Origin of the sequence: Aureimonas fodinaquatilis (assembly GCF_008369445.1) — a bacterium.
GTDB classification, from domain to species: domain Bacteria; phylum Pseudomonadota; class Alphaproteobacteria; order Rhizobiales; family Rhizobiaceae; genus Aureimonas; species Aureimonas fodinaquatilis.
The window spans coordinates 138402-157996 of record NZ_VTWH01000003.1 but is presented as its reverse complement, the minus strand read 5'-3'; the positions used below and the strand labels follow the sequence as shown (position 1 = coordinate 157996).

Genomic DNA, 19595 nt, shown 5'->3' with positions numbered 1-19595 from the left:
AGGGAGGAAAACATGAAACTTACGACATACATGATGAGTGCGGCCCTCGGGCTTTCGCTGGCACTTCCGGCTTCGGCAGAGGTGCGCTTCGGTTCGCTCTATCCGATAAGCGGCCCACTGGCGCTTTTGGGTGATGAAAGCTCGCGCGGGCTGGAGATCGCCGTGGAAGAGATCAATGCTGCCGGCGGTATCAACGGCGAAATGATCGTGCTTGAGCGCGGCGACGCGGTCGACAACAATCAGGCCACCGGCGAAGCGCGGCGTCTGATTTCGCTGCAAGGCGTGAAGGCGATCTTCGGTACCTATTCTTCCGCACGCGCCATTGCAGCGTCGCAGGTGGCCGAACTGGCCGGCGTGCCATATTTCGAACTGGGCGCGGTGGCCGATGAAGTGACCGGGCGCGGGCTCGAATATCTGTTCCGCACCAATCCAACTGCCGAACATATCGGCCGCAACTCGGTTGAGATGCTGGTTAACAACATCGCTCCCGGCATGGGCATTGACCCCAAGACGCTGAAACTGGGCATCATCCACGAAGACAGTTCCTACGGAACCTCGGTTGCGAAACATCAGCAGACGACAGCTGATGAAAACGGCCTGACCATCGCGATCAAGAGCGGGTACCCGGCCAATATCGTTGACATGTCTTCCTTGGTTCTCGAACTGCGCAATGCAGGCGTCGATGTCGTGTTGCAGACCTCGTATCAGAATGACTCGGTCCTATTCCTGCAACAGGCGAATGAAGCCGGCTATAAGCCAACTGCAATCATCGGCGGCGGCGGCGGCTATTCAATGCAACCGACTGCGGATGCTGTGGGCCATGACATAATTGACGGGGTTTTCGACGTCGATTTCACGCAGTTCATCGTCAATACCGAAGCCACCCCCGGCCTGACCGAATTCGTCGCTGCCTATCAGGAAAAATACGGAACCGCGCCGCGCTCCGGCCATTCGCTGAACAACTATGTCGGCGCAAAGGCAATTTTTGAAGCACTGCAAAATGCAGAAGGTTTTGAGGCCGACCAGATTGTTGAAGCGATGAAAACGCTCGACATTCCGAATGGCACCACCGCCACCGGCTACGGCTTCAAATTCGGCGAAAACAACCAGAATGAGCGCGCGTTCATGATGGGTATGCAGTGGCAGGATGGTGAGTTGGTGACGGTCTACCCGGCCGAAGCAGCCAGCAATGAAATCCGTTTCAGCAACTGACAGTGACGCGGACGGCAGCAATGCCGTCCCCCTTCCGGGGAGCCTGAAATGACGACATTTCTACAAGTTCTTACAAACGGCCTTATGCTTGGTGGGCTGTTTGCCATCGTCGCCATCGGGCTGACGCTGATATTTGGTATCGTCAAGGTCGTAAACTTTGCCCATGGTGAATTTCTCATGGCGGGCATGTTCATAACCTGGATCATCACCACAAATCTGGGTCTTCACCCCTATGCTTCGGTCATCATGGTCGTTCCGGCGATGATTATTCTGGGTGCCTTGACGCAAAGGCTGCTGATCCAGCCTCTTATGGGGGCCGAGGATGACCATGTGCAGATATTTGCAACGGTCGGCCTTTCAACCGCGATGATGAACCTCGCATTGCTGATTTTTGGCGCTGATATCGCCAACACGCCGAATTACGGACTGCGCACCCCCGTCGATATCGGTCCGGTGCGGGTGCTGATCGGTCAGATATATATCTTCATCGCCGCCACGGCGCTGGTGATTGGATTGCAGCTTTTCCTTAAGAAAACACAAACTGGCCGCGCGATCCGGTCGGTAGCGCAGCACCGCGCTGCAGCTGAACTGATGGGCGTCAACGTGCCGCGCATCTACGTCCTCAGCTTCGCCATCGGTGCCGCCTGCGTCGGCCTCGCCGCTGTGATGATTGCGCCGCTTTACCCGACCTCATCCAACACCGGTATCTACTTCGTGCTAACGGCCTTCGTCGTCGTGGTTCTGGGTGGCCTCGGTTCGATCCCGGGCGCTTTCTTCGGCGCGCTGGTGATCGGCGTAATCGACGCCATGGCGGGATTCTATATCGGCTCCGGCCTGCGCGAGGCGGTGGTCTTCGGACTGTTCCTCCTCATCCTTATCCTCAAGCCATCCGGCCTTTTTGGCAGTCGGAAGGCCCTTTCGCATCTGTCGTGAGGAAAGTTCATGAGCATCAGCGACATCGATACCCCGACCGGCAGCAAATTCGGCCTTAAATTCGGCAGGAGCCAGTTTTCACTGGCTGCCCTTCTGGCTGCGCTTCTGGTCGTGCCGCTTGCGATCGACAATGCGTTCGTCTCGCATATCTTCATCACAATCTGCCTTTTTGCCGCGCTTTCGACGGCCTGGAACATCGTTGGCGGCTTTGCCGGCCAGATGTCGCTTGGGCATGCGATCTTTTATGGCATCGGCGGCTATGTCGGCGTTATCATGTTCAATATGGGCATTTCGCCCTGGCTGAGCATGTTCGTCGGCGCAGCCCTCGCCGCCGTTGTCGGCATGGTGATCTCGTATCCCTGCTTCCGGCTGAAAGGCCCGTTCTTCACGCTTGCCACCATTGCCTTTCTTGAAGTGTTCCGCGTTCTCTCGCTGCATTTCACCGGAATAACCGGCGGGGCAACCGGCCTGATGATCGAGTTGAAACTCGGCTGGACGTGGATGGTTTTCCGCGAGCGCTGGCCCGCTCTGGTCATCATCTTCGGCATGCTTCTCGTAACGCTGCTGGTGGCATGGCTGGTGCGCAATTCGCGCCTTGGCTTCTACCTTGTCGCCACGCGCGAACGTGAATCGGCAGCACGTTCGGCAGGTGTGCGCACCGTGCAGGTGCGACTGGCTGCAATTGCAATATCTTCGGCGCTTTGTGCCATGGTCGGCACATTCCACGCCATGTATCTGACCTTCATCGAGCCCGCTGCCATGTTCGGTCTGGCCTTCTCAATCCAGATCGCACTTTTTGCGCTGATCGGTGGCATTGGCACCGTCGCTGGCCCGCTTCTGGGCGCAGTGCTGCTGGTGCCGCTGACAGAATGGGCGCGCGCTTCGCTCGGCTCTTCGGCGCTTGGCCTGCATGGTTTCGTTTACGGTCTGGTGCTGATCGGCTGCGTGCTTTTCATGCCGAACGGCATTATGGGGCTCTTGAAGCGCTGGTTCGGCACCAAAGACAAAACGGAAGATGAGGTTCGCACCACTGAAACCGACACAATCAAGGCCCCGGCAGCGGTCCGCGCTGCGCCCGCGCCCGACCGGCCCGGGATTGGTGATGACGTGCTGCGCGTCGAAGGGCTGAACAAGCATTTTGGCGGGCTGTATGTTACCAAGAATGTCAACTTCACCTTGCGTGAGGGAGAGGTTCTTGGCCTGATCGGACCGAACGGCGCCGGCAAGACCACCGTGTTCAACATGATCTCGGGCTTTTTGCAGCCCGATTCCGGCAAGGTCACAATCCGCAGCAGTGATGGCACCTTCAAATCCGCCACGACCGCCGCCGATTTTGCCGCGCTCGGCATTGGCCGGACCTTCCAGATCGTGCAGCCCTTTGCTGCAATGACGGTCGAGGAAAACATCATGGTCGGTGCCTTCTACCGCCATCATGATGAGAAAAACGCCCGCGAAGCGGCGCGTGAGACCGCTTGGCGGATGGGTCTTGGGCCGCTGTTGCAAAACGAGGCACGCGGTCTGACGATCGGCGGGCTGAAACGGCTGGAAGTTGCCCGCGTCATGGCAATGGAGCCACGCATTCTGCTGCTGGACGAGGTCATGGCCGGGATCAACCAGACCGATGTGCGCCGCGCCATCGACCTGATGCTCGCGATCCGCGACACGGGCGTTTCAATCATCGCCATTGAACATGTCATGCAGGCGGTAATGTCGCTTTCTGACCGGGTCATCGTGCTGGCGTCGGGCGAGGTCATCGCCGAAGGCGCGCCGCAGGAGATTGTCCGCAATCCTCAGGTCATCGAAGCCTATCTCGGCAAGGAGTTCACCCATGATCACGGTTGAGAATGTCGATGCAGGCTATGGCCCGACCACGATCCTGCAAAATGTCAGCCTGACCGTCGGTGAAGGAGAAATCGTGACCATTGTCGGCGCCAATGGCGCCGGCAAGACAACCACCCTACGCACCATTGTCGGACAGATCCGGCCGCGCAAAGGCAAGATCACCTTCATGGGAGAGGATATTACCAATCTCCCAGCGCATGAGGTGGTCGATCGCGGCATCATCCTCATCCCGGAAGGGCGTCAGCTTTTTCCCGATATGTCGGTGCGCGAAAACCTGTTGATGGGCACCTATCGCAAAGCCGCCCGCCAAGGTCAGGCCGAGCGACTTGAAGAGGTGCTCGAACTGTTCCCCCGTGTGCGTGAGCGTCTGGACCAAGACGCCTCATCCCTGTCCGGGGGAGAGCAGCAGATGGTCGCAATCGCTCGCGGCATGATGGCGAAGCCGAAGATACTGATGTTCGATGAACCCTCGCTGGGACTCGCTCCCATCGTGGTCAGTCAGGTTTTTGACGTGGTGCGCAAGATTGCCGCCACCGGTACCACAGTGCTGATTGTCGAACAGAATGTCTTCACCACGCTCAAGGTCGCAGACCGCGGTTACGTACTGGAAAACGGCAGTGTCGTGCTTGCCGATACCGCCGAGGCGCTGTTGAAAAACGATCACGTCCGCCGTGCCTATCTGGGGATATGAACCATGGAAAAGACCGAAATCACTCCCGATGAAATCCGCTTGCGCCCATCGCATCAAGGGCGGAACGTTCTGGTCACCGGCGCCGTCCGCGGTATCGGCCTTGCTATCGCCAAAGCTTATGTCGAGCGTTCCGCAACGGTGGGCATCTGCGACCTGAGCCTGGACGACGTCGCCGCGACTTGCGCAGAACTCAACGCCTCGGGCCCCGGTCGTGCAGTGCCAGTCGCCTGCGATGTTTCAGACTATGCCTCGCTTGAGGCGGCGATTGCGGCGACCGGGCTGGAATTTGACACACTGATCAACAATGCCGGCATTTCGCCCAAACATGCGGGCGTAGCTCATAAGGTGTGGGAAATGGACCCGGACGAATGGCGCCGGGTCGTTGATGTAAACCTCACCGGCAGCTTCAACGCAATCCGCGCGCTCACCCCTGCCATGGTGCAAGCAAAACGCGGCTGGATCGTCAACACATCCTCGGTGGCCGGAAAAACCTACACGCCGATTGTTGCCTGCCATTACGCCGCGACAAAATCTTCGATCATCGGATTTACCAAGCATCTGGCGGCAGAACTCGGCCCCTATGCGATCCGCGTGAATGCGGTTGCGCCGGGCCGCATCGCCACTCCGATGGTTGCTGGTGTCGCGCCGGAGGTGAATGCCGAACAGGTGCGGCTGACACCGATGGCACGCCTTGGCGAGCCCGCCGAAGTTGCCGATGTGGTGGTCTGGCTGACCTCGACCGAATCCAGTTTCGTCACCGGCCAGACCGTCGATGTCGCCGGCGGTTTTCTCCTGACCTGAGGATCCGATGATTACAGGACATACAAAGCTTTACGGCATCGTCGCCCACCCCATCGCCCATGTCAAAACCCCCGAAGAGATGAACAATCATTTCGCATCGCTGGGCTATGACGGGGTGCTGGTTCCGTTTCATGTGCAGCCCGAAAACCTGGCGACCTTTATCGACACACTGCGCCGGATCGAAAATTTCGGTGGCCTGATCGTCACAGTTCCGCACAAGACCGCGATCCTGGAGCTCTGCGACAGCGTTGTGGGTGATGCGGCCGCAATCGGCGCGGTCAATACGATACGCCGCGATCCTGATGGCAGTCTTGTGGGCGCGATGCTGGACGGCAAGGGATTTGTTCGCGGTCTCGAAGCCAGTGCTATCGATGTGAGAGGCATGAAAAGCTGCCTTCTGGGCGCGGGCGGCGCGGCGTCAGCCATCGCCTTTGCCTTGGCAGAGGCCGGCGTAAACAGCCTGCGCATCGTGAACCGATCCGCAGGAAAGGCAGAAGACCTCGCCCGACGTGTGGCGGAGCATTATCCGAATGTCAAAGCTTCTGCTGGTGCGCCGGAAACGGCGAGCCAGGACCTCGTTGTCAATGCCACCTCGCTGGGGCTGCGGGATGGTGATCCGCTGCCGCTGGAAGACACTGCCTTCCATTCCGGCCAGATCGTGGCTGAAGCGATTATGGAGCCAGAGGTAACGCCGATTCTGGCCACAGCCCGCGAAAAAGGTGCCCTTATCCATTTCGGGCGCCCGATGCTGCGCCAGCAGATCCGCCTGATGGCAGAACATATGGGGGTTACGCCCGCCAAGGCGTGACCGCTGCACCGAACCCCAGCCCCGGGTTCACGGAGTTTACAGCACAATGGCTCAGCACCTGCCGCCCGATGCGCGGTTTGATTACATCATCGTCGGCGGCGGCACCGCCGGTTGCATTCTGGCCGAGGCCCTGTCGCGCTCTGGCAGAGATAAAGTGCTTCTGTGCGAAGCCGGGGGCGAAGCTCGCTCGCCATGGATCCGCATTCCGGCAGGCTTCTACAAACTTCTGGTCAACAGGCGCTACAATTGGGGCTTCTGGAGCAAGGAAGAACAGGCAACCGATTTTCGCCGCATTGCCATTCCGCGTGGCAAGGGACTGGGCGGCTCAACCCTGATCAACGGCATGATCTATGTGCGCGGCCAGCCGCAGGATTATGACCAGTGGGCCAGCAGCGGCGCGACTGGCTGGGGATGGGATGATGTCCTGCCCTGGTTCCGCGCGATTGAAAGCTGGGGCAAGGCCGGTAACGACCCTATGCGCGGGTATAATGGCCCGCTGCCGGTTAACGAGGTGATCGAGCAGAATGCGATTGGCCAGGCATGGATAGATGCCGCCATTGCTCAAGGCCAGCGCTTCAACCCTGACTACAACGCCGCCTCTCAGGAAGGCGTTGGCTGGTATCAGGTTAATCAACGAAACGGTGAGCGCTATTCGGCTGATCGCAGCTGGCTTGAACCGGCCCGTAAGAGACCCAACCTGACGGTGCTGACCGATGCCCGCGTCACCGGCCTTGTGCTTGAAGGGCTTGCTGCGAAAGGTATCACCCTTAGTCAAAGCGGCGCACCCGCCACGCGGGTTCATGCGCGGGAGGTTGTTCTTGCCGCAGGCGCTGTTCAAACACCGCAGCTTCTGGAACTTGCCGGGATCGGCGATCCAGCGCGACTTGCCGCGCTTGGCATCGAAACACGCCATGCCCTGCCCGGCGTGGGCGAGAATTACATCGACCATTTCTGTACCCGGATGAACTGGCGCGTCTCGCAACCGGTGACGCTGAATGAAAGTACCCGCTTCCCCCGCCTGTTTCTCGAGGTGATGAAATACGGGCTGCAGCGGCGCGGCGTGCTGACCTATGGCACCGGATTGACGCATGGCTTCCTGCGCTCACGCGCAGGGCTCGACCGGCCCGATGTGCAGTATTTCTTCATGCATGCAAGCTATGCCAACGCAGCCGAACGCAAGCTGCACAAGTTTCCCGGCATGACGCTTGGCGTCACGCAGTTGCGTCCGCAATCGCGCGGCTCTATTCACGCAGTTTCTCCTGATCTGACCATACAGCCGGAAATCGTCCCGAATTTTCTTGATCACGAGGAAGACCGCCGCGCGATGGTTGATGGCATGAAACTGGCGCGTGAGATCATCGGACAAAGCCCGATGGATGCCTGGCGTGTGGCCGAACTCAGCCCCGGCGCCGAATGTGTCAGCGACGAAGACTGGCTGTCCTTCGCGCGCGCCAATGGCCAGACGATCTATCATGCCATCGGCACCTGCCGCATGGGCCAGGATTCAATGGCCGTGGTTGACCCGAAACTGCGTGTGCATGGCATTGCAGGCCTGCGGGTGATCGACGCCTCGATCATGCCGGAAATGGTCTCGGGCAATACGCAGGCGGCAGTGATGATGCTTGCTGCCAAAGGTGCCGATATCATTCTGAATGAGGGCCGCTGATCCAGCGGCCTCTCAATGGCTTATCGAAGATAGAAGGCCAAAGGTTCAGAGCAGAAGGCTCATCGGATCGTCGATCCCTTCTTTGAACGCAGCAAGCAGTTTTGCGCCCACAGCGCCATCGACTGAACGGTGATCGACCGAAAGCGTCACACTCATCACATCCGCCAGCACAATCTGATCGCCGCGCCCGACCGGGCGGCGCTCACTTGCGCCAACTGCCAGAATGCAGCTTTGCGGCGGGTTGATGATCGCCGAGAAGGTCTTGACTCCAAACATGCCGAGATTGGACACAGAAAAGCCACCGCCCTGAAACTCGTCCGGGCGCAAACGATTTGCCCGGGCGCGCTCAGCCAGCGATTTCATTTCGGCTGAGAGGGTGCCAAGACTCATCCGGTCAGCGCCGCGCAGAATGGGCGTGATCAGCCCGCCTTCGGTGGCGACAGCAACCGAGATGTCGACATCGGTCAGTTGCAGAATTTCGTCGCCGTTCCAGATCACATTCGCCTCTGGCACTTTGCGAAGCGCAAAGGCGGCTGCTTTGATCACCATGTCATTGACTGAAATTCGATCGGCCTTGTCACGGCCCGTATTGATCTTGCTGCGCAGCGCCAGCAATTCGTCGATTTCGCAATCCACCGAGAGGTAGAAATGCGGGATTGTGGTCTTGGCCTCAAGCAGACGCCGGGCAATGTGGCGGCGCATGTTTGACAAAGGCTTCGCCTCATATGGCCCGATCCCGGCTGGAATGTTTCCGGCGGATGCTGCTACCGGAGCAGCGGCGGCAGCCCGCGGCGGAGCAGATGCAACAGAGGCCTCATCGCGCAAACGCTGAACATCTATTTTCACGATACGACCCCGCGGGCCGCTACCGGTCACGCCAGTCAGATTCAGCCCAGCATCAGCCGCCAGCCTGCGCGCCAACGGTGATGCCGAATGCTTGCGCTCACCCGCCACCACCGGCACGGCGGCGGCTGGTTTTGGAACTGGTACGAGTTTATTGGGTGCGGCCTCAGGCGCGGACTCAGCCACTGCCGAAACGCACTCACCGTCCGCCAGCAGAACAGCGATAAGTTGCCCCACTTCCGCGCGCTGGCCGTCGGTAACTGCAAGCTGCCCGACGATCCCGTCCGCCTCGGCCTCCATTTCCATGGTGGCTTTATCGGTCTCCACCTCAGCCAGCAATTGGCCTTTCGTAACCCGGTCGCCGACCGCAACCAGCCATTTCGCGATGACCGCGTCTTCCATCCCGGCGGAAAGCGACGGAAGCGTGATTTCAATTGCCATTCTTGCGTTCCCGATTGTTATGCCAGCGGCAGACCCTGACCGGCCATCACAGCGCGGATGCCCTCTGCAATATCCTGCGGGCGGGCGCAGGCAGCGGTTTCCAGAACTTTAGATATCGAGGGCGAAGCCTCTCCGCCATGCACTCGGGCAATGGGCTGGTCCAGCCAATCAAAAACGCGGCGCTGCAATTCATCGGCCAGAAAACCGCCATATGAAGTACCGACTGCACCTTGTTCGACGATCAGCACATTGTTGGTCTTGTGCACCGAAGCCTCGATCATCTCCCAGTCGAGACCGGCCCGATCCAGCGATCGCAGATCGATGATTTCAGCATCCACACCCAGTTCCTCGACGACGAGGCGGGTTTTCTCCACCATCGCCAGATAGGTCAGGATTGTCAGTCGCCCGCCTTCCCGCACCTTGCGGGCCTTGCCCAGCGGAATGCAATAATCCAGATCCGTCGCAGGCGCAGTGCCTTTGGAATTGTAAAGATCGACATGTTCGATCACCAGAACCGGGTCATCACAGCGCAGGGCCGAATTCATCAACCCGACATAATCAAACGGCGTCGACGGTGCGATGATGCGCCAGCCCGGCGCGGTCGCAAAAATCCCCGCTGGGTCCATCGAATGCTGTGAGCCGTAGCCCGTTCCCATCGCAACCTTGGTGCGCAGGACAAGCGGCATGGAACTATCGCCGCCGAACATGTGGCGCGCCTTGCCAATCTGGTTGAAAACCTGATCTGCAGCGACCCACATGAAATCGGGATACATGAATTCGATCACCGGACGTCCCCGGCCATCCGCCGCAATGCCCGCCGCAACGCCGGTAAAGGCATTTTCGGAAATCGGCGTGCCAAGGCAGCGATCCGGAAAGCGCGCCGTAAGGCCACGCGTTGCCCCGTTGGTGCCACCTTTCAGCCGGTGGACATCTTCGCCCATGACAACGATCCGCGCGTCTTCTTCCATGCGGCGCGTCATGACATCTGCAACGACGTCGATGAATTTGGCGTTTTGCACCGTTTCGCCAGCAAAAGTCGCCTCTTCATCATAGCGCGCATCCGCCATTTCGCTCAGATCACCGCGCAAGCCGTAATCGCGGAAGCTTTCCTTCGGCCAAAGCGCCGGGATGATGCGTCTTTTGCCATCGAAGGTCTCAACCAGGGTGTCGGTAATCTCGTCCATCAGCTTTACGCAGTTTTCGCGCAGAGCCGTGACCGCATCCTCGCCAATGATCTGCCGTTCCTGCAAATCGCGCGCCATGGCCGTCAGCGGGTCGCGCTGGCGCCATTCGGCCTCCTCCTCTTTGCTGCGATAGCCAAAAGCTGAGCCGGGCAGCGGACCGTTCTGGTGGAAAAAGCGGTAAAGATCGGCCTCGATAATTGTCGGGCCCTCACCGGCGCGCATGATCCGGTTGGCCTCTTTTGAAGCGAGCCAGACCGAAAGCGTGTCCATCCCATCAACTTTGAATGACGGTATACCAAAGGCCAGACCTCGCGCCGAAAGCCTTGTTTCGGCGGTGACTTCCTCAACATTGGTCGAAACCGCATAACGGTTGTTTTCGATAAAGAAGCAGATCGGCAGCTTCCAGGCGGCTGCCAGATTCATGGTCTCCAGCACCGAGCCGATATTCACCGCTCCGTCGCCGAAATAAGTATAGACAACGTCGCCGTTTCCCGCGTTTTTTTGCGCAAAGGCTGCGCCCGCAGCCATCGGTACGCCGCCGCCAACAATCGCATTGGTTCCAAGATTGCCGCTCTCCGCCCAGCGAAGATGCATAGAGCCGCCCCGGCCTTTGCAATAACCCTGCGCCAGGCCCATGATCTCGGCGAGCGTCTTTGTCGCAAGCTCCCGCACGCCTTCACCAAAGGGCAATTTCGGATCGATGCCCTGCTGCGCCACATAGCTGAGCGCTTTGGCGAGAAACTGGTGATGCGCCCGGTGTGAGCCATTGACCTGATCTGAGGGCCGCATCGCCAAAGCTGAGCCGACCGCGCCGCCTTCCTGACCAATTGCAGAATGAGCCGGTCCGTGCACAAGGTTCTGCCCGGCAAGATCCAGCACCTTTTCTTCAAAGGCGCGGATCAAATGCATCTGGGCCAACATGGTCAAGCCGGTTTTCGGATCAAGCGCTGCGCGGTCTTCGTCGGTTGCGACGATCTCGAGCCAAGGGGCTTTCGGGGTCAGATCATGAAAAACGGGCATATCGGCTCTCTGCGAACGTAAACGGGAATGGGTTGACCGTAAGTCAGGCGGCGAGGAAGCCGCCATCGACAGGCAGCACGGTGCCGGTGATGAAACTGGCCATGTCGGAAGCTAGGAAGATGACCGGATCGACGATTTCGCGGGTTTCACCAATGCGTTTCATCGGCACGCGGTTCAGAAACCAGTCCGCACCGCCCGGGCGGTTCAGTTGGGCGACCGCCATCTGGCTCATCATGATACCGGGCGCTACTGCATTGACGCGCACCCCATGCTGCGCCAGATCGCGCGCCATAACCTGCGTCAGCGAGCGCACTGCGCCTTTCGAAACAACATAGCCGGCAGTCGACCCCCCCGCGACAAAACCGGCAACGGAGGAGAGATGCACCACATTTCCCTTGCGTGCGATCAGCGCAGGTGTCAGCGCCTGCGAAGCGTTGAACGTCCCTTCCAGATTGACGGCAATCACACGGTCCCAGACCTCGGCCACGGCAGGATCATCAAAGCTTGCGCGCCCCGCAACACCGGCATTGTTGACCAGCACATCCAGCCCACCTTCATCTGCCATGAGGCGCGCGGCATGCTCCGCCAGTGCCGCACGGTCTGTCACGTCCAGCGCGACGCCGCGCGCGTCAAGCCCGGCTTTGCGAAGCGTTTCGGCCTGAGTTTCAACGTCAGCGCCATTCAAATCGGCAAGGATCACCCTTGCACCGGCCTCAGCCATGCCCTGCGCAATCGCTGAACCAAGCCCCCGCCCGGCCCCTGTGATCAATGCCAGCCGCCCCTGCAACAAACCTGCCATGGCGTCATCCTTCTTTCTTCATCAAAAAAGGCCGGACCCGGCCGTCACAGCATGTAAAGGCCGCCATTCACATGGATGGTTTCGCCCGTGATGAAAGAGGCTGCATCTGAGGCAAGAAAGGCGACGACACTCGCCACCTCTTCGGGTTTCCCCAACCGCCCCAAGGGGGTCTGCGCCAACGTGCTTTCAGCCCTTGTCTTCAGAAAATCCTGGATCATGGGCGTCTCAATAATACCCGGCGCAACCGCGTTAACCCGGGTCTTTGGCCCCAATTCTCTGGCAAGGCTGCGGGTCAGTGAGGTTAATGCCCCTTTCGACGCCGAGTAATGTGCATTGGATGTCGCGCCGCGATGCGCCGCCAGCGAGGTCAGATTGGTTATGGATGAGCCAGATGCCAGATGCGGCTGCAACCGGCTGAGCAGATAGAACACACCATCCAGATTGATCGAAAGCGTGCGTCGCCACTGCTCATCGGTCATCTCGGCAAAGGGCTCAGCAAGGTAGATGCCCGCGCTTGGCACGACATGGTCAGTCTGGCCGAATCTGGCAACGGCAGCATCAACAAGGCTGGCTACCGATGCAGGATCTGCTGCATCCAGCTTCTGCACCAGCACGGCGGAAGTATCTAAGGTGTCGGCAAATTCACGCAAGGCCTCGGCATCGCGATCGGCCAGCACAAGATTGGCACCGCCTGCGCAGAAAACCCGTGCGACTTCTCGGCCAATACCGCCATTGGCCCCGGTCAACAGCAGAGTTTTGTTCTGGAAATCAAAAGTCACAGCAACGCATCCATTCTGCTGGGCTGAGACGCGCCGCCTCGCAACAGTTTTCTGGCATGCGCTCACTCCTCCCAAAGTCCGAGCATATCCGCAGAGCTCCACGATCTGCTTCTCAGTGTAAGTAATGTTATTTGTTATAACAGTCAACAATCGATGTTGCTAGATGGGCAGGCTCAGACACATTATTCGGATTGATGATGAGTTTGTTTTGCTTCTCCTACAGGCGTTGTGCACCGCGCCAGTGCAGAATTACCAACGCAGAACGCCATCGGAACTGTAAAAACAAAATAGTCCGCAACTGGCGCTACGGACGTCGTGGCCAGATCGGCACCGGCAGCGACCACAATCACATATTGGCCAATTGCGTCGATATGGACAGAAGCGTTTCCGGTCGGTTCCGCAACTCGGCAACACGACTGTTATCTGCTGCGCCTATCAGGTTCTGCAAGCCGACTTCGGCAAGACTGTCAGTTTTGCTAGCGCACACCATAACAATCTCTGCACCATCGCGAGCGGTAGCCAGCGCCTGATTGGCACTCTTTCAGCCGGATTCTGTGCGATAGTGTTTGGGGTTCCCTTTACAGCTCTGCGCGTTGCGATATCCAGGGCGCACTCTGGCTCTAGGGGCGGTGATCCCATTCGTGGTGATCGCGAGATCAACGAAACCGAGGCAAATGTCGTCCGGCGCACCTTCCGCGAGTTCGCTGCCGGCGTCGGCCCGCGTGCCATCGCGCGCACATTGAACGAAGAAGGCGTCCCCGGTCCGGCTGGCAAACTCTGGAGCGACACCACCATTCGGAGCCATGTGAAGCGCGCTACAGGGCTGGTTAACAATGAACTCTACATCGGGCGGCTGATCTGGAACCGGCTGCGCCACATCAAAGATCCATCCACCGGAAAGCGCATCTCACGCCTGAACCCGGAATCGGAATGGATCATCAAAGATGTGCCAGAGCTGCGCATTGTCGATGACGAACTATGGCATTCGGTCCGTGTCCGACAGGCCGAGATCGCCGAGAAGTCTGCCAACGTCACCGAGGCCGTTTGCAAACACCAAAAAAAACCCACAGCGGATGCTACGGGTTTGTCGTTATCAGTGGTTGCGGGGGCAGGATTTGAACCTGCGACCTTCAGGTTATGAGCCTGACGAGCTACCGGGCTGCTCCACCCCGCGTCACCAAAGCAGCGACTGGCGCTGCGATGAGTTGGATATAGGCGACAGTTTTGTGAATGGAAAGCCCTAATCGGCATTCCTTGGAAAAAAACATTCCCGACGCCGCAAATACAATCTGCGGCGCATCACTGTCCATACCCCATCAAGCCACTAAAACCCTGTCAGTGCAAGTGCCTAGCTCGGCCGCAACTCCCGCCGCAGCACCTTGCCGACATTCGTCTTCGGTAGCTCGTCCCGGAATTCAATCTCCTTGGGTCGCTTGTAACCCGTCAGATTTTCCCGGCAAAACGCCTTCACGCTCTCGGCCGTTACCGACGAATCGTTTGCCACCACAAACAGCTTCACCGCCTCGCCCGAATTGTCATCAGGAATGCCAATTGCCGCCGCTTCAACAACGCCCGGCATGCGTGTGACGATCTCCTCAATCTCATTGGGGTAAACATTGAACCCGGACACATTGATCATGTCCTTCTTGCGATCCACAATCGTTGCTGCACCCGCTTCATCCATCACCGCAATGTCGCCCGTGCGGAAGTAACCATCCGCAGTGAAAGACTTCGCCGTGTCTTCCGGCCGGTTCCAATAGCCCGCCGTTACCTGCGGCCCCTTGATGCCCAGTTCGCCGCGCTCACCAATTGGCAGATGGTTGCCATCATCATCCAGAATGACACAATCTGTCGACGGCAGCGGATAGCCAATCGTTCCGGTATATTCGCGCGTTGTTACCGGGTTGCAGCACGCCACCGGCGATGTTTCCGACAACCCGTAACCCTGGCAGATCGGGCAGCCCGTAACATCCAGCCATAGTTTTGCCGTGGCTGCCTGCACCGCCATGCCGCCACCAACCGAAATTCGCAGCGAAGACCAGTCCACCGTTTTGGCATCCGGGTGCCGCGCTATGGCGCCAAACAACGTGTTAACCGCTGGAAACAGGTGGAAGGGCTGTGCTTTCAAGTCCTTGATCACCGCCGGTATGTCCCGCGGATTGATGATCAGGATGTTGCACCCGCCCTGCCGCATCGACAGCATCATGTTCACCGTGAAGCCGAAGATGTGATAAAGCGGCAAGGCGCAGATCGTGTTGGCCTGAACGCTTTCCGGAAGATCCTTCACTGCTGGCTCGTGCCAAAGTTCCGACTGCAGAACATTGGAAACAATGTTGCGGTGAGTCAGAATACAACCCTTGGAAACACCCGTTGTGCCACCTGTATATTGCAGTGCAGCAATATCGTCAAAACTAACCTTAACTGGTTGAAATGATTTGGAAGATGCCGATCTCATCACCGCATTCCACCGCTCTGAATCCGGCAGGGAATAGGCGGGCACCATTTTCTTTATGTTGCGCAGCACGAAGTTGACGATAGCGCCCTTGATCGTGGGCAGCATATCGCCGACTGATGCAACAATGATTTTTTCGACCGGAACATCCTTGCGGCATTTCTCCAGCGTTTTTGCCATATTCTCGAGGATGACAATCGCTTTTGCCCCGGAATCCTTAAGCTGGTGGGTCAGCTCGCGCGGCGTGTAAAGCGGATTGGTGTTCACCACCACCATGCCCGCCCGAAGCACACCCGCCACTGCCACCGGATATTGCGGGACATTGGGCATCATCAAAGCCACCCTGTCCCCCGGCTTCAGACCCGAAGCCTGCAAATATGCGGCAAATTGGCGTGATGCCTTATCCAGTTCGGAATAGCTCAGCTTCATGCCCATGAACTTGAACGCAGGACGATCCGCATAGCGGCGAAAGGATTCCTCGAACAGCTCAATCAGCGACGTGTATGGAATTTCCGGTAATTCGGCAGGGACGCCTTCAGGATAGTGCTGAACCCATGGTTTACTCATAGCTGTCGGTACCTCCCAGTTGCCCTGTTGTTATGAATAACCAATGGTCCGCCATAACGGAAGGCCACTTACGTAAGCGTCATGTCAGTTCGGCGTGACTTGCACATTGTCAATCAGCCGCACCGCACCCAGAAAGCCCGCAACAAGTAGCCGCGCCGGGCGTACCAGTTCATCGGTTATCGGGGTCAAGGTTGCTGCATCACGCAGCTCCAGATATTCCACACTCTTAAAACCGCCAGCGAGGATTTTGTCGCGCGCCGCGTGCAGAACGGCTGGAATGCTTTCCCCCGCCTCAATGGCATTGGAAGCTGCAAACAGAGTTTCCGGCAGCACCGCTGCCATTGCACGCTCCTTTGCAGACAGCCGGCGATTGCGTGAGGACATTGCCAGCCCGTCTGCTTCACGCACCGTAGGACAGCCAAAAATCTGCACCGCAATATCAAGGTCCTGAGCCATGCGCCGCACAACCTGAAGCTGCTGAAAATCCTTCTCACCGAAAAAAGCTTTGTCGGCTTCGCTTTGCAGGAAAAGCTTTGCTACAATGGTTGCCACACCATCAAAGTGGCCGGGGCGAAAAGCCCCGCACAGGCCTTCTGATACTCCGCTGACAGATATATTGGTTGCAAAGCCGGGCGGATAGATTTGATCGCCATCAGGCACGTAAAGGCAGTGCGCACCTGCCGCCTTCAGCATCGCAGCATCGTCATCCTCCGTGCGAGGATAAGCGGCAAGATCCGCTGCACTGTTGAATTGCTTCGGGTTGATGAACAGCGTTGCCACCACCCGGTCAGTTTCCTGCAATGCTTTTGCAACCAGGCTGAGATGCCCTTCATGCAATGCGCCCATGGTTGGCACCAGCCCAACGGAAAATCCCTGTTGCTTCCACTCTCGAACCTTTTCACGAAGCGCATCGCGCCTGCGCAGGACAACCAGATTGCTCATGTCTTGTTGCGACTTTCGACAAAGCAATGTTCTGCGGCCGGAAAACGCCCTTCCCGCACATCAGCGGCATAGGCCGAAATTGCCGCTTCGGCGTCATTGCCAAGCTGCGCATAGCGGCGAACAAATTTTGGCTGAAAATCGGTGAACACGCCGAGAATGTCATCGATGACCAATATCTGGCCATCGCAGGCCGGGGACGCCCCGATGCCAATGGTTGGCACTGAAATTTCTGCTGTGATGTCGCGCGCCAGCGGCTCAATCACCTTTTCCAGCACAACGGCAAACGCGCCGGCATCTGCCACGGCACGGGCGTCTGCGGCAATCTTTTCCCGGCCGGCACCGCGCCCCTGCACTTTATAACCACCAAAGCTTTGCACACGCTGCGGCACCAGGCCGATATGCGCCATCACAGGTATGCCGCGAGAGGCCAGAAATTCCACCGTGCCGGCCATTTCCACGCCGCCTTCAAGCTTGACCGCGCCACAGCCGGTTTCCGCCATCAGCCGCGCCGCATTTTCAAAGGCAGTCACAGGCGCGGCTTCATAGCTGCCAAATGGCATATCGACGACCACCAGTGTTCGCTCGGCCCCGCGCATGACGGCCTTGCCGTGCATCATCATCATATCCATGGTAACGCCCAGTGTGTTCGGCAGCCCATGCACGACCATGCCAACGCTGTCCCCCACCAGAATAAGATCACAGTGGCGGTCCACCAGTCTGGCCATCGGCGTTGTATATGCCGTGAGACAGGCGATTTTTTCCTTGCCCTTGCGCGCAACCAGGTCTGGCGGCGTTAGAGCTTTTACCGTTGCGCTGACACTCAACTCATGTCCTCCCACTGTCTTGACCGCCTAAAACCACGTTCCGGGCAAAATTGGTAGCCTTTGCCTCTTTTATCAAAATGCGAACTTGCTATAGCTGACGCGTGAACAAGTCATTTTTACCATTTCCCCACGCCGTCTATGGCACGCCGCCGCCTGATCTGGTTGATCTGCCAGACAATGCCGGGCAGCTCTCGCCCTTGATTCCCGGTTCAGCATCGCTGGAAGCGTTGAGCGATGCCAGCCTCCAGTCCTTGTGCATTGCTGCACCCCAAGGGTCTCTGGAACGCCGGTTCGTTCTGGGCCACGGCCTGCGGGCCGTTGCACCCGGGGGCGAACTGACGGTTCTGGCACCGAAGGACAAAGGCGGTTCGCGGCTGGCCGGAGAGTTGCAGGACTTTGGTTGCGAGGTCGCCGAAACCTATAAAAGCCGCCAGCGCATTTGCCGGGTTGTTCGCCCGGATGCCGCCTTGCCTCTGAAGCCGGCCATTCAGGCAGGCTCCCCGATTTTGCTGGATGGGCTTGGCTTGTGGACGCAACCAGGAGTTTTTTCCTGGGACCGGCTGGATCCCGGCAGCGCCATGTTGATGGCATTGCTGCCGGACCTTTCCGGCGATGGCATCGACCTTGGCTGCGGCCTTGGCTTCCTGATGCGCAAAGCGCTGACATCCGCCAAAGTCACCTCGATTGCCGGGTTTGACATTGACCGCCGCGCGGTGGAATGCGCCAGCCACAACATTGTTGATGAACGTGCCAGCTTCCACTGGGCCGACGCCCGCAAGCACGGAATGGAAAAGCTGGACTTTGTCATTTCCAACCCGCCCTTTCATTCCGACGGGGTGGAGCAGCGTTCGCTGGGGCAGGATTTCATCCGCGCAGCACGGGCAGCGCTGCGGCGTGGCGGGGTGTTCTGGCTGGTGGCCAACCGGCACTTGCCCTATGAAGCCGTATTGACGAAGGCGTTTCGCAAGGTTGAAGTTCGGCAGGACCAGAATGGCTACAAGCTTTTGGAGGCCATAGCGTGAGCAAAACCGCAACCTCGCGGCTGGACAAGCTTTTGGCCAATATGGGCTATGCCTCCCGGCGTGAAATACAGATGCTGGCGCGCAATGGCCGCATTTTTCTGGATGGCGCGCCCATTGCCAGCGCTGAGCAGCGGATTGCGATAACACCGGATCTGCGTGAGCGGCTGGTTGTCGATGGTGAGCCGCTGGACCCGCTGCCCGGACTTGTTGTGATGGTGAACAAGCCATTGGGCATGACCTGCTCGCACAAGGAAGCCGGGGCGCTGATCTACGACCTGCTGCCCACGCGCTGGCGCCGCCGCGACCCGGCGATTTCCACAGTCGGGCGGCTGGACAAGGAAACATCGGGCCTGATTTTGCTGACCGATGATGGCGCCTTGCTGCACCGGATTATTTCACCGAAAAACCACGTGGCAAAACACTATCTTGCTACGCTGGACCGCCCGTTGGAAGGCAGCGAGGCTGAGCTTTTTGCCAGTGGCACCTTGATGCTGGAAGGCGAAGCCAAGCCCCTGCTGCCCGCTGAACTGGAGGTTCTTTCTCCGCATCAGGCCCGGCTTGCCATCACCGAAGGGCGTTACCATCAGGTGCGGCGCATGTTTGCCGCAACCGGCAACCATGTCACTGCCCTGCATCGCGAAAGTCTGGGTGGCCTGACTTTACCTCCCGGCCTTCAGGCCGGTGAGTTCCAGCTTTTGACGACCGACGACATTGCGGCAATCTGGGCTTAGAGCATTTCCCGTTGAAACTGTTGCGTTTCAACGGGAAG

Annotated in this window: 17 protein-coding genes and 1 tRNA gene; 10 read left to right on the top strand and 8 right to left on the bottom strand. The window is 58.6% G+C overall.

What is annotated here, in order from left to right; translation table 11 throughout:
- Positions 1–12: 12 nt before the first annotated feature.
- The 7 genes from FPY71_RS12880 to FPY71_RS12855 are packed head-to-tail and all read left to right on the top strand — an operon-like array spanning position 13 to position 7953.
- Positions 13–1212, top strand: coding sequence for an ABC transporter substrate-binding protein (locus FPY71_RS12880; RefSeq protein ID WP_149300717.1), 1200 nt, complete (start codon positions 13–15; stop codon positions 1210–1212).
- Between the two features lie 48 nt (positions 1213–1260).
- Complete coding sequence (locus tag FPY71_RS18695; protein ID WP_246160527.1) at positions 1261–2145, top strand: branched-chain amino acid ABC transporter permease; 885 nt, start codon at positions 1261–1263, stop codon at positions 2143–2145.
- Positions 2146–2154: 9 nt separating this feature from the next.
- A complete protein-coding gene (locus FPY71_RS12875) occupies positions 2155–3987 on the top strand; it encodes a branched-chain amino acid ABC transporter ATP-binding protein/permease (protein ID WP_246160524.1) in 1833 nt (610 codons plus the stop codon).
- A complete protein-coding gene (locus FPY71_RS12870) occupies positions 3974–4678 on the top strand; it encodes an ABC transporter ATP-binding protein (protein ID WP_149300716.1) in 705 nt (234 codons plus the stop codon). Before FPY71_RS12875 ends, FPY71_RS12870 begins: the two co-directional genes overlap by 14 nt.
- Before the next feature lie 3 nt (positions 4679–4681).
- Positions 4682–5479: a 3-oxoacyl-ACP reductase FabG gene (gene fabG, locus FPY71_RS12865; protein WP_149300715.1), complete on the top strand. Its 798-nt coding sequence runs from the start codon at positions 4682–4684 to the stop codon at positions 5477–5479.
- Positions 5480–5486: 7 nt separating this feature from the next.
- On the top strand, positions 5487–6287 hold the full coding sequence (locus FPY71_RS12860) for a shikimate dehydrogenase family protein (protein ID WP_149300714.1): 801 nt from the start codon (positions 5487–5489) through the stop codon (positions 6285–6287).
- 46 nt (positions 6288–6333) lie between these two features.
- Complete coding sequence (locus tag FPY71_RS12855; protein ID WP_149300713.1) at positions 6334–7953, top strand: GMC family oxidoreductase; 1620 nt, start codon at positions 6334–6336, stop codon at positions 7951–7953.
- A 45-nt stretch (positions 7954–7998) separates the two neighbouring features.
- On the opposite strand, the gene FPY71_RS12850 is transcribed toward FPY71_RS12855, so the two are convergent.
- The 4 genes from FPY71_RS12850 to FPY71_RS12835 are packed head-to-tail and all read right to left on the bottom strand — an operon-like array spanning position 7999 to position 13019.
- Entirely contained in the window at positions 7999–9237 is a 1239-nt protein-coding gene (locus tag FPY71_RS12850; RefSeq protein ID WP_149300712.1) for a dihydrolipoamide acetyltransferase family protein, read from the bottom strand.
- Positions 9238–9254: 17 nt separating this feature from the next.
- Positions 9255–11441 (bottom strand): alpha-ketoacid dehydrogenase subunit alpha/beta, encoded by a 2187-nt coding sequence (locus FPY71_RS12845; protein WP_149300711.1) that lies wholly within the window; start codon positions 11439–11441, stop codon positions 9255–9257.
- A gap of 43 nt (positions 11442–11484) precedes the next feature.
- Positions 11485–12240, bottom strand: a complete 756-nt coding sequence (locus FPY71_RS12840) for an SDR family NAD(P)-dependent oxidoreductase (RefSeq protein ID WP_149300710.1) — start codon at positions 12238–12240, stop codon at positions 11485–11487.
- Positions 12241–12284: 44 nt separating this feature from the next.
- Entirely contained in the window at positions 12285–13019 is a 735-nt protein-coding gene (locus tag FPY71_RS12835) for an SDR family NAD(P)-dependent oxidoreductase (RefSeq protein ID WP_149300709.1), read from the bottom strand.
- A gap of 637 nt (positions 13020–13656) precedes the next feature.
- On the opposite strand from FPY71_RS12835, the gene FPY71_RS18600 reads away from it, so the two are divergent.
- Positions 13657–14160, top strand: a complete 504-nt coding sequence (locus FPY71_RS18600) for a recombinase family protein (RefSeq protein WP_425457894.1) — start codon at positions 13657–13659, stop codon at positions 14158–14160.
- Here FPY71_RS18600 and FPY71_RS12825 read toward each other — a convergent pair.
- The 4 genes from FPY71_RS12825 to panB form a co-directional block, all read right to left on the bottom strand.
- Positions 14117–14193 (bottom strand) — tRNA-Met (locus FPY71_RS12825). The two genes, FPY71_RS18600 and FPY71_RS12825, sit on opposite strands and share 44 nt — an antisense overlap.
- Before the next feature lie 174 nt (positions 14194–14367).
- Entirely contained in the window at positions 14368–16038 is a 1671-nt protein-coding gene (locus FPY71_RS12820; RefSeq protein ID WP_149300708.1) for a long-chain-fatty-acid--CoA ligase, read from the bottom strand.
- 84 nt (positions 16039–16122) lie between these two features.
- Positions 16123–16980 (bottom strand): pantoate--beta-alanine ligase, encoded by an 858-nt coding sequence (gene panC / locus FPY71_RS12815; RefSeq protein ID WP_149300707.1) that lies wholly within the window; start codon positions 16978–16980, stop codon positions 16123–16125.
- On the bottom strand, positions 16977–17804 hold the full coding sequence (panB, locus tag FPY71_RS12810) for a 3-methyl-2-oxobutanoate hydroxymethyltransferase (RefSeq protein WP_149300706.1): 828 nt from the start codon (positions 17802–17804) through the stop codon (positions 16977–16979). Before panB ends, panC begins: the two co-directional genes overlap by 4 nt.
- A 101-nt stretch (positions 17805–17905) precedes the next feature.
- Between panB and FPY71_RS12805 the strand changes: the two genes are divergently transcribed.
- Together FPY71_RS12805 and FPY71_RS12800 are read left to right on the top strand one after the other, a co-directional pair.
- Positions 17906–18826 (top strand): class I SAM-dependent methyltransferase, encoded by a 921-nt coding sequence (locus tag FPY71_RS12805; protein WP_149300705.1) that lies wholly within the window; start codon positions 17906–17908, stop codon positions 18824–18826.
- Positions 18823–19557, top strand: a complete 735-nt coding sequence (locus FPY71_RS12800) for a pseudouridine synthase (protein WP_149300704.1) — start codon at positions 18823–18825, stop codon at positions 19555–19557. Before FPY71_RS12805 ends, FPY71_RS12800 begins: the two co-directional genes overlap by 4 nt.
- The last annotated feature ends 38 nt before the right edge of the window (positions 19558–19595 follow it).